The organism is Klebsiella planticola ATCC 33531, from assembly GCF_000735435.1.
In the GTDB taxonomy this organism is placed as follows: domain Bacteria; phylum Pseudomonadota; class Gammaproteobacteria; order Enterobacterales; family Enterobacteriaceae; genus Klebsiella; species Klebsiella planticola.
Genome location: NZ_JMPP01000049.1, coordinates 1 through 14,057 on the forward strand (window position 1 = coordinate 1; position 14,057 = coordinate 14,057).

At 55.3% G+C, this 14,057-nt stretch carries 15 protein-coding genes; 11 read left to right on the top strand and 4 right to left on the bottom strand.

Annotation, left to right across the window (positions count from 1 at the left end; genetic code table 11):
* Position 1: 1 nt before the first annotated feature.
* Positions 2–904, bottom strand: coding sequence for a LysR family transcriptional regulator (locus GRPL_RS06545; RefSeq protein WP_032700194.1), 903 nt, complete (start codon positions 902–904; stop codon positions 2–4).
* Positions 905–1,025: 121 nt separating this feature from the next.
* Between GRPL_RS06545 and GRPL_RS06540 the strand changes: the two genes are divergently transcribed.
* Positions 1,026–1,727 carry an SDR family NAD(P)-dependent oxidoreductase gene (locus GRPL_RS06540; protein WP_032700195.1) on the top strand — a complete coding sequence of 234 codons (702 nt, stop codon included), beginning with the start codon at positions 1,026–1,028 and terminating at the stop codon, positions 1,725–1,727.
* A gap of 89 nt (positions 1,728–1,816) precedes the next feature.
* Here the strand turns inward: GRPL_RS06540 and rcnR are convergent, their stop codons facing one another.
* Positions 1,817–2,089 carry a Ni(II)/Co(II)-binding transcriptional repressor RcnR gene (gene rcnR, locus GRPL_RS06535; protein ID WP_032700196.1) on the bottom strand — a complete coding sequence of 91 codons (273 nt, stop codon included), beginning with the start codon at positions 2,087–2,089 and terminating at the stop codon, positions 1,817–1,819.
* A 120-nt stretch (positions 2,090–2,209) separates the two neighbouring features.
* Between rcnR and GRPL_RS06530 the strand changes: the two genes are divergently transcribed.
* Positions 2,210–3,325, top strand: coding sequence for a nickel/cobalt efflux protein RcnA (locus GRPL_RS06530; protein WP_032700197.1), 1,116 nt, complete (start codon positions 2,210–2,212; stop codon positions 3,323–3,325).
* A 406-nt stretch (positions 3,326–3,731) separates the two neighbouring features.
* Here the strand turns inward: GRPL_RS06530 and ompW are convergent, their stop codons facing one another.
* Positions 3,732–4,367 carry an outer membrane protein OmpW gene (gene ompW / locus GRPL_RS06525; protein WP_032695859.1) on the bottom strand — a complete coding sequence of 212 codons (636 nt, stop codon included), beginning with the start codon at positions 4,365–4,367 and terminating at the stop codon, positions 3,732–3,734.
* Positions 4,368–4,640: 273 nt separating this feature from the next.
* Between ompW and GRPL_RS06520 the strand changes: the two genes are divergently transcribed.
* The 5 genes from GRPL_RS06520 (at position 4,641) to yciA (ending at position 9,559) form a co-directional block, all read left to right on the top strand.
* Entirely contained in the window at positions 4,641–5,054 is a 414-nt protein-coding gene (locus GRPL_RS06520) for a YkgJ family cysteine cluster protein (protein ID WP_032700198.1), read from the top strand.
* A 25-nt stretch (positions 5,055–5,079) separates the two neighbouring features.
* A complete protein-coding gene (locus GRPL_RS06515) occupies positions 5,080–5,823 on the top strand; it encodes a YciC family protein (RefSeq protein WP_032700199.1) in 744 nt (247 codons plus the stop codon).
* Positions 5,824–5,875: 52 nt separating this feature from the next.
* Positions 5,876–6,415, top strand: a complete 540-nt coding sequence (locus tag GRPL_RS06510; protein ID WP_004860967.1) for a septation protein A — start codon at positions 5,876–5,878, stop codon at positions 6,413–6,415.
* Between the two features lie 462 nt (positions 6,416–6,877).
* Complete coding sequence (locus tag GRPL_RS06505; protein WP_032688145.1) at positions 6,878–9,061, top strand: TonB-dependent siderophore receptor; 2,184 nt, start codon at positions 6,878–6,880, stop codon at positions 9,059–9,061.
* Positions 9,062–9,160: 99 nt separating this feature from the next.
* Positions 9,161–9,559 (top strand): acyl-CoA thioester hydrolase YciA, encoded by a 399-nt coding sequence (gene yciA, locus GRPL_RS06500; protein ID WP_004860955.1) that lies wholly within the window; start codon positions 9,161–9,163, stop codon positions 9,557–9,559.
* Positions 9,560–9,586: 27 nt separating this feature from the next.
* Here yciA and GRPL_RS06495 read toward each other — a convergent pair whose 3' ends face one another.
* The gene (locus tag GRPL_RS06495) at positions 9,587–10,123 is read right to left on the bottom strand and encodes a YniB family protein (RefSeq protein WP_032688147.1); all 537 of its coding nucleotides are present in this window, start codon (positions 10,121–10,123) and stop codon (positions 9,587–9,589) included.
* Between the two features lie 133 nt (positions 10,124–10,256).
* On the opposite strand from GRPL_RS06495, the gene hxpB reads away from it, so the two are divergent.
* The 4 genes from hxpB to GRPL_RS06475 all read left to right on the top strand — a co-directional run bounded on the left by hxpB (position 10,257) and on the right by GRPL_RS06475 (position 14,036).
* The gene (gene hxpB, locus GRPL_RS06490; RefSeq protein WP_050500328.1) at positions 10,257–10,973 is read left to right on the top strand and encodes a hexitol phosphatase HxpB; all 717 of its coding nucleotides are present in this window, start codon (positions 10,257–10,259) and stop codon (positions 10,971–10,973) included.
* Positions 10,974–11,069: 96 nt separating this feature from the next.
* Entirely contained in the window at positions 11,070–11,831 is a 762-nt protein-coding gene (gene kduD, locus GRPL_RS06485; RefSeq protein ID WP_032688149.1) for a 2-dehydro-3-deoxy-D-gluconate 5-dehydrogenase KduD, read from the top strand.
* Positions 11,832–11,922: 91 nt separating this feature from the next.
* Positions 11,923–12,513: a metal-dependent hydrolase gene (locus tag GRPL_RS06480; protein ID WP_004860944.1), complete on the top strand. Its 591-nt coding sequence runs from the start codon at positions 11,923–11,925 to the stop codon at positions 12,511–12,513.
* 131 nt (positions 12,514–12,644) lie between these two features.
* Positions 12,645–14,036 (top strand): L-cystine transporter, encoded by a 1,392-nt coding sequence (locus GRPL_RS06475; protein WP_032688150.1) that lies wholly within the window; start codon positions 12,645–12,647, stop codon positions 14,034–14,036.
* Positions 14,037–14,057 lie beyond the last annotated feature (21 nt).

Here is a 14,057-nt window from a genome sequence, read left to right on the forward strand (position 1 = left end):
ATCATGCCACCTGCCGACAAACGCTCAACACCTGCTGGCGCAGCCAGCCATGACCGAGGGCAAGCTCCTGACGCGGATGCCACATCTGCGAGACGGTAATCTCCGGTGTGCTGACCGGCAGTTCAAACGCGACGATGCCCTCTCGCATGCCATGATGCAGACAAGAAGCCGGGACCAGCGCCACCAGCTGCGAATCTCGGGCAACCGCCAGCGCAGCGGTAAAACCCGGCACCACCGCCGCAATTTTGCGGCTCAGACCCAATTCCGCCAGCGCGTCATCCACGGGCCCGCGGACCATCCCATGGCGGGAAACAATCACATGCTCGCAGGCGGCATAGCGCTCGGGAGTAATTTGTCCGCCCTGCGCCAGGGGATGTGTTGGAGCCAGTACGCCAACAAAACGATCGCGAAACAGTGCCTGCAGCCGAATTTCCGGCCCCATATTTTTCAGCACCCCAATCTCCAGATCCACGTTCCCGTCGCGCAGAAACTGCGGTCCTTTTTCACTTTTGGCGACGAAATTAAGCTTCACTCCCGGCGCCTGCGCCGCACAGGCACAAATTAATGCCGGGCCAAAAGTTTCGACAAATCCCTCGTTGGTACGCAGAGTAAAGGTTTGCTCCAACGTCGGAAGATGAAGCGGCGCAGCGGAGTTGTTGAGCACCGAACGCATCTCAGAAACTACGTTTTGCGTTCGCGCTTTTAAGTCTTGCGCATGCGGCGTTAAGACCATTTTGCGCCCGGCTCTCACCAGTAACGGGTCACCGGTGACCTCACGTAGACGGGTCAGGGTGCGGCTCATCGCCGAGGCGCTAAGCCCTGCGCGTCGCGCCGCCCCCGCCACGCTCTCTTCCGCCAGTAAAATATCCAGCGCCACAAGTAAATTAAAATCGGGATCGGTCATTTGCGCTCCTGGGTTCAGTCATGGCGTCTGCTGCATCTTATTACTGCAAATGCTGCGCCTTCCGCCTGATATGTCCTATGACTATAGTCATGGACTCACGCTTTGCTCAGGGAGTTTTATTATGACCACGATCGTTCGCCCTACCGTCCTGATTGTCGGCGCTTCACGCGGTCTCGGCCATGCGATGGCCGCTGAATTTCTGCGCCATGGCTGGAATGTGATCGGCACCGTACGCGATATTCAACCCACCACCCCGCTGCATCAACTCGCGCAGGAAAACCCCGATCGGGTACGTCTGGAAACGCTGGATATGTGTGACAATGACCAGTTGACCGCGCTGGATACAAAGCTCTCCGCTGACCGCCTGGATATGCTGTTTGTTAATGCGGGCACCACCAATCGCGATCCGACACAGACCATTGGCGAAGTCTCCACCGCGGAGTTTATTGCGGTAATGCTGACGAATGCCCTTGCGCCAATGCGGGTACTTGAACGCCTTCAGCACCATGTGACGCCGCAGGGCCTGCTGGGGGCGATGTCCTCAGGCCAGGGCAGCCTGACCAATAATCTCCGCGGCCAGCGCGAGCTCTACCGCGGCAGTAAAGCAGCGCTGAATATGTTTATGCGCAGTTTTGCCGCCCGCTCGACATCACGTCCGCTGGTGGTGATGGCGCCGGGGTGGATTCGTACCGCGCTGGGTGGCGATGACGCGCCGCTGAGTATCGAAGAGACGATTCCTCATCTGGTTAACGTGCTGCTGGCGAAACAGCAGAGACCTGGTCTGGAGTACCTGGATTATCAGGGAAGAACCGTGCCGTGGTGATCCGTTCAATGGACGACGTACAACCATCCCGGCATCCCTGACTCCCGTTTCAGGGCATGGAGCCAGTCTTATCATTCACGACCGGCTGCTTACTTGATATAGGAGTCGAGGACCTTGAGCACCACGTCCAGATCTTCTTCTCGCTTCGCCTCGTCCCCTTCATGAACAATGTGCTCGACCAGATGGCCTTTAATGACCTCACGCATTAATCCATTGACCGCCCCGCGTATTGCGGCGATCTGTTGAAGCACGGCGCCACATTCATGCGGTTCATCGAGCATTTTTTTCAGCGCAATGACCTGCCCCTGAATCTTGTTGGTGCGGGCTTTAAGCTTTTTTTGATCGCGGATGGTATGCGACATGCTGCAATCTCCCATGGAAAAGTCGTGGCTGATTCTACCATTACGATTCTACTGGGGGGTAGTATTTAGTACTGGGGGGGAGTAGAATCCAGACACCTTCCACGACCCAGAATTCGACTCATGACCGACTTTACAACACTACTTCAGCAAGGAAACGCCTGGTTCTTCATTCCAGGCGCGGTGCTTCTCGGCGCACTTCATGGGCTGGAGCCAGGACATTCAAAAACGATGATGGCGGCCTTCATCATTGCCATAAAAGGCACGGCCAGACAGGCTGCCATGCTCGGACTCGCGGCCACTCTTTCACACACCGCCATCGTCTGGCTGATTGCTTTTGGCGGAATGTATATCAGTAACCGTTTTACCGCCGAATCGGCTGAGCCGTGGCTGCAGTTGGTTTCTGCCATCATCATTCTCGGTACCGCCGTCTGGATGTTCTGCCGAACCTGGAAGGGAGAAAAAAACTGGCTGACCAGCCAGCAGGAAAGCGAGCGGCACCATCATGATGAATCAAGACTGATCGATACCGGTCATGGCGAAGTGGAACTGTCCATTTTTGAAGAGGGTCAGCCGCCGCACTGGCGTATACGTACGCTCAGCGGAAGAGAATGGGATGCCGGGACTGTTTCGTTAGTGACGCAGCGAGAATCGCCCGCTGGTACGCAGTCATTTGCTTTTGTCGATTGCGGTAGCTATCTGCAGTCAACATCCTCCATTCCGGAACCACATGATTTTCGCGTTCGCCTGTCGCTGGGACATCGCGGCCATGTCCATGATTACGACCTGGAATTTTGCGAGCATGAACATACGCACGATCATACGGAACTTGAAGGGCTGGATGTCGATTCCACAGCGTACCGGGATGCGCATGAGTTGGCCCACGCGCACGACATAGAAAAACGGTTCACCAATAAAGAGGTCACCAACGGGCAGATTTTACTCTTTGGCCTGACCGGCGGGTTAATCCCCTGTCCTGCGGCCATTACGGTAATGTTGATTTGTATCCAGATCAAAGCCCTGGCGCTGGGCGCAACGCTGGTGGTGAGTTTTAGTATTGGACTTGCCCTGACGCTGGTGACGGTGGGCGTGGGGGCTGCAATCGGCGTCCGTCAGGTCGCCAGACGCTGGGACGGTTTTCATACTCTTGCCCGCAGAGCCCCCTATTTTTCAAGCCTGCTGATTGCCGTCATGGGTCTCTATCTGGCTATCCACAGCGGGTTCGTCCTGCTGAGCTAATCCTGTTCATCTTGTTCCTCTTCTTCGCGCTGAGTATCAAGAAGAGGAACAGGCTGACTGACCATAACCCCGCGGATTAATAGCCGCCTTTATCCGCTCGATTCTCGCCTCTTTTCCGTATTTATCTGTTGTTTGCATGGTACCGTCCGTCACCTAAGTACAACCCGTTACCATCACACTCAACAGTCATGCAAAGCTGTATCTTTGCTCTCCTTGCATCCCTCGCGGCAAAATTCCCCGGACAGGCAATTCATAAGCGATTATTAGACAAAATAACTGACCATCATCAGGGGGCTCGCTTGTGCGAAGCGGCATAACGTCACAGGGGATAACTGAGAGGGTCCGTAGGAAATAAAAAACTGGTCATATCATGACCAGTTTTTTTAGAAGGGGTTTGCAGAAGAACTCAGAACCGGTAGCCGGCAGAGAACATAAACACCCACGGATCGATGCGAGTACTGACTTTCTGGTCCACGCCGCCGGCTTTAAATTTCACATCGGTGTCGATATCCATGTACCACACCGACATGTTCAGCAACCAGTCGCGGTTAATCAGGTAATCCAGCCCCACCTGACCTGCCGCTCCCCAGGAGTCTTTAAGACTCAGATCGCTCAACCCGGCATTTTTACCGGTGTCATTAAAGTCGGCATTAAAGAAGGTGGTGTAGTTAATACCTGCACCGATATACGGGCGTACTTTGCTCTGGGCATCGCCGAAATACCATTGCGCCATCAGCGTTGGCGGCAGCTGATTCACGGTGGCGATGGTCCCGGTCGGGCCAGTGCCAACCTTGTGACGGAATGGCGTGGCCGCCAGTAGTTCAACGCCGATGTTGTCCGTCGCCATATAGGTGAAGGTCAAGCCCAGCTGCGTGTTATTACTGACGTTAAACCCGCCCAGACTGCCTAACACGTTATCAGAACCTTCCGTCGGTCGAACGGTGGCCGAACCCGCACGAATAAAAAACTCTCCGGCTTCATGCGCCCAGACGCTGCCGGAAAGGGTACTCAAAATAATGCCAACCGCTGCTAACTTTTTCATATCCACTTCCTCATTATGGTTATTCAGCGCGGGCTAATATACCCATAACGAGTTACCTTTGATCCGTTCTCGATCACATAAAGTTGTGAGATTTAACATTTATTGATCCAGATTAATTTTTACTTTCATGGCGATACCAAAAAACTCACATTCACATCAATTTTCACTTTCCGGGCAGCGAAAAAATTTTTCCCCGCCCCTTGCCGCCTTCGATGCGTCTGGATAATTTATCTGCCGACAATCTGTGTTGATGCGTTTTTATCAGGTGTAATCATGAGTGAAATCAACCCGTGCATGACGTGCGGTGCCTGTTGTGCGTATTTTCGAGTCTCTTTCTACTGGGCGGAAGCCGACGATGCCGGCGGCGTTGTGCCGACGAAGCTTACCGAGCCGCTAACCCCTTTTCTGCGCTGCATGAGCGGCACCAACCAACGACAAAGCCGCTGCGCCGCCCTCAAGGGGGAAATCGGCGAATCGGTGCACTGCTCAATTTATCAGCACCGCCCCTCTCCCTGCCGCGAATTCGTCCAGTCCGGTGAAGGCGGCGAGGTAAACGAAGCCTGCAACCGGGCCCGCGCCCGCTACGGCTTGCCGCCGCTCATCCCTCTTTACAAAGATATACTTAGCCTGACAACGGCAGAGGCTGCTACCCACGAGGGATTTGCGGTACAATCGCCGGCTAGTTAACACCTGCAATACTCAAGGAGAGTGCATGTCTATCACGGCGAAGACCGTCTACCGTGACACGGGAAATTTTTTTCGTAATCAGTTTGTCACCATTTTACTGATTGCGTTGTTATGCGCGTTAATTACGGTAGTCCTTGGCCATGCTTTTTCACCCAGTGAAGAGCAGCTCTCGATTCTGAGCGAAGGGGATAATCTGGCGGGGAGCGCCGGGCTGTTTGAGCTGGTGCAAAACATGACCCCGGAGCAACAACAGATCCTGCTGCGCGCCTCGGCCGCATCGACCTTCTCCGGTCTGGTGGGTAACGCCATTCTGGCCGGCGGCGTGCTGCTGATGATTCAGCTGGTCTCCGCCGGACAGCGGGTCAGCGCGCTGCGCGCTATCGGAGCTTCTGCGCCGGTACTGCCAAAGCTGCTGCTGCTGATCCTGTTCACCACCTTTGTGGTGCAGATGGGGATGATGCTGGTGCTGGTGCCGGGCGTGCTGCTCGCTATCGTGCTGGCTTTTGCCCCCATCATGCTGGTGCAGGATAAGCTGGGGATTTTTAACGCCATGCGCAGCAGTATGCGTCTGGTGTGGGCCAATATGCGTCTGGTCGCCCCGGCGGTGATTGGCTGGCTGCTGGCGAAAACGCTACTGCTGCTGTTTGCATCCAGCTTTGCGGTACTGACGCCGAACGTCGGCGCGGTGGTTATCAATACGATCAGCAATCTGATCTCTGCACTGTTGCTGATCTATTTGTTCCGCCTGTATATGCTTATCCGCAACTAAATTAACCTGGGCCGGGACTCTTCCGGCCCTATCTGAACGACGGGTCCGATGTATGAAGCAGTTTCTGGATTTTTTACCGCTGGTAGTCTTCTTCGCCTTCTACAAGCTCTACGATATCTACGCCGCAACCACCGCGCTGATTATCGCCACCGCTATCGTGCTGATCTATACCTGGGTACGCTATCGTAAAGTCGAAAAGATGGCGCTGATTACCTTTGTGCTGGTTGCTGTATTTGGCGGCCTGACCATTTTCTTCCATAATGATGAGTTTATAAAATGGAAGGTCACGGTCATCTACGCTCTGTTTGCCGGCGCTTTGCTGTTCAGCCAATGGGTGATGAAAAAGCCATTGATTCAACGCATGCTCGGCAAAGAGCTGACCCTGCCGCAGCAGGTCTGGTCGCGTCTGAATCTCGCCTGGGCGCTGTTTTTTATTCTCTGCGGTCTGGCCAATATCTATATCGCTTTCTGGTTGCCGCAGAATATCTGGGTCAACTTCAAGGTCTTCGGCCTGACGGCGCTGACGCTGGTCTTCACGCTGTTGAGCGGCGTGTACATTTATCGCCATATGCCGCAGGACGATAACCACTAATCAACGGCAAGCCGGGGGTATCGCTTTTGCCCCCGCTCTCTTTTGCGTTGCGTATTCCCCTCTCCTCGTTTTCAGCGCTTGCTCTTGAGACTCGCGTTATTTGCCGTTTTCCTGACCCGCGTCTTGCGTAGAAAACCGTTCAGTAAGCGCACTCACCTGTATCCGTCTGGCGGAACTGCGGCCTGGCATCAGCGGCAAACGTCCACCGAGTCTGAGACGAAAGAAGACAAACACTGGCCCCGATAACCCACCCACTCTGCGCCTTATTCCCCGCGGCGCCGACAGCTATCTCCTGCAGCCGACGTCAATCCCGCCCGTTTATTCACCATTTCTGCCATAACCCGGGAAAATTGCGCCAATTGTGAGGATTTGATGAAGATTCATTTGCACACATTGAAATGATAATAATTATCATTGATATTCGCAGTCTCAATTTTTAACGCTTTGATATGGATATTTACAATGAGATCGCAGAACTATTATGCCATTACGCCCCTCGCGCTGGTATTTGCAGGCTTTCTGACGCCCGACGCCTTTGCTGACGAGGTTGAACGCGATACCGAAACTATGGTGGTACACAGCACGGCTGAAGAAGCACTCAAGCAGCAGCCGGGGGTATCTGTCATCACCGCTGAAGATATTGCCCGGGATCCCCCGGTTAACGACCTGTCGGAAATCATTCGTAAAATGCCCGGCGTCAATTTAACCGGCAACAGCGCCAGCGGCAGCCGGGGCAACAACCGGCAGATCGATATTCGCGGAATGGGGCCGGAGAACACCCTCATCCTGATCGATGGCGTACCGGTCACCTCCCGTAACTCGGTACGCTACAGCTGGCGCGGCGAACGTGATACCCGCGGGGATAGCAACTGGGTGCCACCGGAGATGGTCGAACGCATTGAAGTTCTGCGCGGCCCGGCAGCAGCCCGCTACGGATCCGGTGCCGCCGGCGGCGTGGTCAATATCATTACCAAACGCCCCACCAACGACTGGCATGGCTCGCTATCGTTTTATACCAACCAGCCGGAAAACAACAAAGAGGGGGCGACGAATCGCGCCAACTTTAGCCTCAACGGACCGCTGGCCGGCGATGCGCTGACCATGCGGCTGTACGGTAACATCAATAAAACGGATGCCGACGCCTGGGACATCAACCATGCGCAAAATGGTTCGTACGCCGCCGGTCGCGAAGGGGTGCGCAACAAGGACATCAACGCCCTGCTGTCATGGAAACTGACGCCGCAGCAGATTGTCGATTTTAACTACGCCTATAGCCGCCAGGGCAATATTTACGCCGGTGATACCCAATACAGTAACGGTAACCTCAGCCCCGATGGCCTGGTCAGCGAGCTGTATGGCCATGAAACCAACCGTCTGTATCGCCAGTCCTGGGGGCTGACCTATAACGGAATCTGGGACTGGGGCCAGTCCAAAGCCGGAGTCTATTACGAGAAAACCAATAACACTCGTCTGCAGGAAGGTTCTACCGGGCGCGTAGAAGGGATGATCAACAGCGATGAGTACGCCACCAGCCGCCTTGAATCCTGGCGTTCGACCGGCGAGCTGAATCTCCCCTTCCACTGGCTGGCCGACCAGACCCTGACCCTCGGGATGGAGTGGAACCGCGATGAACTCAACGACCCCGCCTCCATGCAGGCAACCAACGTCAGCGGCGAGACCATCCCGGGCACCTCAGGCGAGGCCTCCCAGCGCAGCACCACCAACAGCGCGACCCTCACCGGCCTCTACCTGGAAGATAATATTGAGGCTATGCCGGGCACCAATATCATCCCCGGACTGCGTTTTGACTATCACAATGAATTTGGCAGTAACTGGAGCCCGAGCCTGAACCTGGCGCAGGAGCTGGGCGAGATGTTCAAAGTCAAAGCCGGCATTGCACGTGTCTTCAAGGCCCCAAACCTGTACCAGTCCAGCGAAGGCTATCTGCTGTCGACCCGCGGCAACGGCTGCCCGAACACCATCAGCAACGGCAGCTGCTACCTGCTCGGCAACCCGGACCTCGATCCGGAAATCAGCATCAATAAAGAGCTCGGCCTTGAATTTAACCTCAACGGCTATAACGCGGGGGTAACGTGGTTCCGTAACGATTATAAAAACAAAATCGTCTCCGGTACCGATGTGCTGGGCTATACCTCGAGCGGCAACAATATTCTGCAATGGCAAAACGGCGGCAAAGCGGTCGTCGAAGGGCTGGAAGGCACCCTGCTCATCCCGATTGTGGCCGACACGCTGGACTGGCGAACCAATGCGACCTATATGATCAAATCGGAGAACAAAGATACCGGTAATCCGCTGTCGGTGATCCCGAAATATACGATTAACACCATGCTGGACTGGCAGGTCAACAGCAAACTTTCGGCCAACGTCAACTGGACGATGTACGGCCGCCAGAAACCGCGTCAGTATGCGGAGATCCGCAACGAGACCGGCACGCTCGCCACGAATGAAGTCGGTGCCTATTCCGTTGTCGGTATCGGTGCGAACTACCAGCTGTTGAAAGATCTTCGCCTGAATGCCGGCATCAGTAACCTGTTCGATAAGCAAATTTATCGCGAAAACGCGGGCGCTTCGACCTATAACGAACCCGGTCGCGCCTATTACGCCGGCGTCACCCTCTCCTTCTGAATACCCACGCCCGCAGCCGCGGGCGTATTCCCCTGTTTTCTCCCTGCCATTTTCATAGTAGCATCGCGCTGATCTTCTTTGACCAGCACAGAGTACAGAATGACAACAACAGATCTCACCCCGAAGGGCGAAATGGTTTTACGCACCCTGGCCATGCCAGCGGACACGAACGCCAATGGCGATATTTTTGGCGGCTGGTTGATGTCGCAGATGGATATCGGCGGCGCGATTATGGCCAAAGAGATTGCGCAGGGTCGCGTGGTGACCGTGCGCGTTGACGGAATGACCTTTTTACGGCCGGTGGCCGTGGGTGACGTGGTGTGCTGCTACGCACGCTGCGTGAAACGCGGCAACACCTCTATCACCATCAACATCGAAGTGTGGGTGAAGAAAGTGTCGTCTGAGCCGATTGGCCAACGTTATAAAGCCACGGAAGCCCTGTTTATCTACGTGGCGGTCGACAATCAGGGTAAGCCGCGCGCGATACCTGGCGAATAAAAAGTGCCCGGCGTGCCGGGCCATTTTTTACAAAAATCCGAGCAGCGAGAAGAACACATAGCCAAGAACAATCATGACAACCGGCAGGATATACAGCGGGAAGTACTGCACCAGAATCGTATGGCGAGGTACCACGATACGCGCCGCAATTTGCTCACGGCTGAGCCCTTCCGGCCCCTTCGCCTGTTCAAGAATCAACTGATCTTCAACTCCTTCACGCAGGAACCTGGCCTGACGGCTCATGCGCGCGCCTGACGCCTGCAGCGCCATGCCGACAAACACCAGGATATAGATAATCCAGAAGCCAATATTCAGGCTGTGTTTAAAATCCGGCAGCGGCGAGTTGTACCAGAAAAAGTTGAGGAACGGCGTATTGAAACGCATCATTTCAATCATAACGTGCGCAAAATCCATCAGTACCGCATCAATGCCCGGTTTTTTTTCGCTGTGTTCGTACATAAACTTCAGTACCGAAATCAGCGTTGAAATCACCGCGGGTATAAAAATAACCCACCCTAAAATACGTTTAAGCACTGCAATGCGTCCAGCTTGTTGATACGTCATGGATTCCCCTTGTTTAAGACGCCTTAATCACCGTCTAAGTCTACCCTCAGCGGCGAATTTCGCCCAATAATGCGCGGTATGATATACCATGAGGACCAATTCGTTATCTACTTGCGCTACAGGAGAAGGACTTATGTCAGCCAGGCGACAAATTCATGCCGCTATTTTCGATATGGATGGATTACTGATTGATTCCGAGCCGCTATGGGATCAGGCGGAGCTGGAGGTCATTGAAAGCCTCGGGGTCGATATCAGCCGCCGCGATGAGCTGCCCGATACGCTGGGACTGCGCATCGATTTAGTGGTGGATCTGTGGTTTGCCCAGCAGCCATGGAAAGGCGCGGATCGCGCTGAAGTCACCGCACGGATTATCAGCCGTGCGATTGAGCTGGTTGAAGTCTCCCGCCCTCTGTTACCCGGCGTACGAGAAGCCGTGGCCTTGTGTAAGGCACAAGGGTTGAAAGTGGGCCTGGCATCGGCCTCGCCGCTGCGGATGCTGGAAAAGGTCCTCACCATGTTCGAGCTGCGCGAGCAGTTTGACGCCCTTGCCTCCGCAGAATCACTGCCGTACAGCAAGCCCCATCCTCAGGTCTATCTCAACTGCGCCGCCAGTCTGGGCGTGGACCCGATGGCCTGCGTCGCGCTGGAGGATTCGGTCAACGGGATGATCGCCAGTAAGGCAGCCCGCATGCGCTCTATCGTCGTTCCGGCCGAGGAAAATCGCCACGATCCGCGTTTTGTGCTGGCAGACGTGAAGCTTACGACGCTGGAGTCACTCAGCGCCAGCGAGCTCTGCGGCCGCTTTCCGACCAGCGATCGGCGCACAGCGGTTGAACCATCACAAAAATAAAACGATGTTTCATTTTTAATTGTTTTTCCGCTCAGCACCCTCTATGCTTGAAAAAACGGCGTGATTAAACGCATAAATCAGCAGACAGAGGTGCATATGGTACTTAACACCTTCGACCTGACGGGTAAGGTCGCCATCGTGACGGGATGTGACACCGGGTTGGGCCAGGGAATGACCCTGGCCCTTGCCCAGGCCGGCTGCGATATCGTCGGCGTCAATCGCAAGATCCCACATGAAACGGCCGAACAGGTCCTGGCGCTCGGGCGTCGATTCACCGCCATTCAGGCTGACCTCAGCCGCCAGGATGCTATCGCCGACATCGTCGCGCAAGCCGTCTCCGCCATGGGCCGGGTGGACATTCTGGTTAATAATGCCGGTACAATACGCCGCGCCGATGCGCTCACCTTTAGCGAAAAAGAGTGGGACGACGTCATCAATCTCAACCTCAAGTCGGTGTTCTTTTTATCGCAGGCGGTCGCCAGGCAGTTTATTCAGCAGGGCAGCGGCGGAAAGATCATTAACATCGCCTCCATGCTCTCGTTTCAGGGCGGGATTCGCGTCCCCTCGTATACGGCCTCAAAAAGCGGCGTGCTCGGTTTAACCCGCCTGATGGCCAACGAATGGGCCGGGCAGAATATCAACGTCAATGCCATCGCCCCAGGGTATATGGCCACCGATAATACCCGGCAGTTACGCGATGATGCCGATCGCAGTAAAGAGATCCTCGACCGTATCCCGGCCGGGCGCTGGGGCGTCCCGGATGATTTACAGGGCCCGGTCGTGTTCCTGGCGTCGTCGGCTGCGAATTACATCAATGGATATACGCTGGCGGTTGATGGCGGCTGGCTGGCACGTTAATAGTTTTGTGACAAAGAGTTACACCGTCACCTCTTTCACACACTGTATAAAAACCCTATACTGTATGAATTGACAGTTTAGGGTTTTTATCATGACGGCGGAAGGCCATCTCTTCTTTTCTATCGCCTGTGCGGTATTTGCGAAAAATGCGGAATTAACCCCCGTACTGGCACAGGGTGACTGGTGGCATATTGTTCCCTCAGCGGTACTGACCTGCCTGCTGCCGGATATCGACCATCCGAAGTCCTTTCTCGGGCAGCGGCTAAGCTGGATATCGAAGCCTGTCGCCCGCGCCTTTGGCCACCGCGGGTTCACCCATAGCCTGCTGGCGGTTTTTGGCGCTATCACGCTGTTTTATCTGAAAGTGCCGGAAAGCTGGTTCGTGCCCGCCGATGCCGTGCAGGGGCTGGTACTGGGCTATCTCAGCCATATTCTTGCCGATATGCTCACCCCGGCGGGGGTGCCGCTGCTGTGGCCCTGCCGCTGGCGCTTCCGCCTGCCGATCCTCGCGCCGCGTAAAGGCAACCAGCTGGAGCGTGCGCTGTGTATGGCGCTGTTCGTTTATGCCGTATGGATGCCACAAACTTTCGCAGAGAACAGCGCCGTGCGCTGGTCTTCGGGGATGATTAATTCACTGCAGATCACCTTTAATCGTTTTATTAGTCACCAGACCGGACGATAAACAGGCAAAACGGTCAAAATAGTTATAAACCATTCCATTTGAATATAAGTAATGAATTCCTCTTCTGCTAACCTTGCGCCATTAGAGCTGGTAACAGACCAGCCGGATAAAAACCTATCAGGAGAACGGGGATGAATTTTCCATTAGTAGCGAACGTTATCGTGTTCGCGGTTTTGCTGTTTGCGCTGGGGCAAACCCGCCACAAACAGTGGAGCCTCGCCAAAAAAGTACTGCTCGGCCTCGTCATTGGCGTCGTGTTCGGCCTGGCGCTGCAGTTGATTTATGGTTCCGACAGCCAGGTGCTGAAAGACTCCATTCAATGGTTCAATATCGTCGGTAATGGCTATGTCCAGCTACTGCAGATGATCGTCATGCCGCTGGTTTTCGCTTCTATTCTCAGCGCCGTTGCTCGCCTGCATAATGCCTCACAGCTGGGAAAAATCAGTTTCCTGAGCATCGGTACCCTGCTGTTCACCACGCTGATTGCAGCGCTGGTCGGCGTGCTGGTGACCAACCTGTTCGGCCTGACGGCCGAAGGTCTGGTGCAGGGCAGCGCGGAAACCGCGCGTCTGAATGCGATTCAGAGCAACTATGTCGGTAAAGTCGCCGACCTGAGCGTACCGCAGCTGATCCTCTCTTTTGTACCGAAGAACCCGTTTGCCGATCTGACCGGTGCGAACCCGACCTCGATCATCAGCATCGTTATCTTCTCCGCCTTCCTCGGCGTCGCGGCGCTGAAGCTGCTGAAAGATGACGTTGAAAAGGGCCAGCGCGTCCTGACCGCCATCGACACTCTGCAGAGCTGGGTGATGAAGCTGGTACGTCTGGTCATGCAGTTAACGCCGTACGGCGTGCTGGCGCTGATGACCAAAGTGGTGGCCGGTTCCAATCTGCAGGACATCATCAAGCTCGGTAGCTTCGTGATTGCCTCCTACCTTGGCCTGGGCATTATGTTTGTGGTTCACGGTCTGCTGCTGGCCATTAACGGCGTGAGCCCGCTGAAATACTTCCGCAAGGTGTGGCCGGTACTGACGTTCGCCTTCACCAGCCGCTCCAGCGCCGCATCGATTCCGCTGAATGTCGAAGCGCAAACCCGCCGTCTGGGCGTACCGGAATCCATCGCCAGCTTCTCCGCCTCCTTTGGCGCGACTATCGGTCAAAACGGTTGTGCAGGTCTCTACCCGGCGATGCTGGCCGTCATGGTTGCCCCGACCGTCGGTATCAACCCGTTTGATCCGCTGTGGATCGCCACGCTGGTCGGCATCGTCACCGTAAGCTCCGCTGGGGTTGCGGGGGTCGGCGGCGGCGCAACGTTCGCAGCGCTGATCGTCCTGCCGGCCATGGGACTGCCGGTGACGCTGGTAGCGCTGCTTATTTCCGTCGAACCGCTGATCGACATGGGCCGTACGGCATTGAACGTGAACGGCTCAATGACCGCCGGTACTCTGACCAGCCAATGGCTGCGCCAGACCGACAAAACGATTCTCGACAGCGAAGAAGACGCCGAGCTGGCGCATCGCTAAGCTAACGGGCACAAAAAAAAC

What these genes read in the sequence shown, in the direction of transcription:
- GRPL_RS06540 (WP_032700195.1), top strand. Translation starts at nt 1,026, where the DNA reads ATGACCACGATCGTTCGCCCTACCGTCCTGATTGTCGGCGCTTCACGC.
- GRPL_RS06495 (WP_032688147.1), bottom strand. Translation starts at nt 10,123, where the DNA reads ATGACGTATCAACAAGCTGGACGCATTGCAGTGCTTAAACGTATTTTA.
- GRPL_RS06515 (WP_032700199.1), top strand. Translation starts at nt 5,080, where the DNA reads ATGTCTATCACGGCGAAGACCGTCTACCGTGACACGGGAAATTTTTTT.
- yciA (WP_004860955.1), top strand. Translation starts at nt 9,161, where the DNA reads ATGACAACAACAGATCTCACCCCGAAGGGCGAAATGGTTTTACGCACC.
- ompW (WP_032695859.1), bottom strand. Translation starts at nt 4,367, where the DNA reads ATGAAAAAGTTAGCAGCGGTTGGCATTATTTTGAGTACCCTTTCCGGC.
- GRPL_RS06520 (WP_032700198.1), top strand. Translation starts at nt 4,641, where the DNA reads ATGAGTGAAATCAACCCGTGCATGACGTGCGGTGCCTGTTGTGCGTAT.
- GRPL_RS06475 (WP_032688150.1), top strand. Translation starts at nt 12,645, where the DNA reads ATGAATTTTCCATTAGTAGCGAACGTTATCGTGTTCGCGGTTTTGCTG.
- GRPL_RS06510 (WP_004860967.1), top strand. Translation starts at nt 5,876, where the DNA reads ATGAAGCAGTTTCTGGATTTTTTACCGCTGGTAGTCTTCTTCGCCTTC.
- GRPL_RS06505 (WP_032688145.1), top strand. Translation starts at nt 6,878, where the DNA reads ATGAGATCGCAGAACTATTATGCCATTACGCCCCTCGCGCTGGTATTT.
- GRPL_RS06480 (WP_004860944.1), top strand. Translation starts at nt 11,923, where the DNA reads ATGACGGCGGAAGGCCATCTCTTCTTTTCTATCGCCTGTGCGGTATTT.
- rcnR (WP_032700196.1), bottom strand. Translation starts at nt 2,089, where the DNA reads ATGTCGCATACCATCCGCGATCAAAAAAAGCTTAAAGCCCGCACCAAC.
- hxpB (WP_050500328.1), top strand. Translation starts at nt 10,257, where the DNA reads ATGTCAGCCAGGCGACAAATTCATGCCGCTATTTTCGATATGGATGGA.
- GRPL_RS06545 (WP_032700194.1), bottom strand. Translation starts at nt 904, where the DNA reads ATGACCGATCCCGATTTTAATTTACTTGTGGCGCTGGATATTTTACTG.
- GRPL_RS06530 (WP_032700197.1), top strand. Translation starts at nt 2,210, where the DNA reads ATGACCGACTTTACAACACTACTTCAGCAAGGAAACGCCTGGTTCTTC.
- kduD (WP_032688149.1), top strand. Translation starts at nt 11,070, where the DNA reads ATGGTACTTAACACCTTCGACCTGACGGGTAAGGTCGCCATCGTGACG.